This is a genomic window from Burkholderia sp. SIMBA_062, from assembly GCF_046534765.1.
Taxonomy (GTDB): Bacteria; Pseudomonadota; Gammaproteobacteria; order Burkholderiales; family Burkholderiaceae; genus Burkholderia; species Burkholderia ambifaria.
On the sequence record NZ_JAWRYD010000356.1, the window covers coordinates 1 to 262 of the forward strand.

The following is a 262-nucleotide window of genomic DNA, read 5'->3' on the forward strand; positions in this document are numbered from 1 at the left end:
CGCAGGACGATGTCCCAGCGGTAGCCGAGGGCATAGGAAGGAATGGTTTTTTCCAGGTCGAAACGGGCGATCAGACGCTGCTTGGCCGAGGTGTCCGGTACGCAGTTGTAGATCGGGTCATATTCGAGCAACGGGTCGCCGGGGAAATACATCTGCGTGACCAGCCGCGTCAGCACGCTCGGGCCGAACAGCGAGAAGTGGATATGCGCCGGCCGCCACGCGTTGTGGTGGTTGCCCCACGGGTAGGCGCCGGGCTTGATGG

Annotated in this window: 1 pseudogene; it reads right to left on the reverse strand. The window is 63.0% G+C overall.

The window, feature by feature from the left end:
- Positions 1 to 262, reverse strand: a pseudogene (locus SB786_RS36675) (protocatechuate 3,4-dioxygenase subunit beta); the annotation flags it as partial.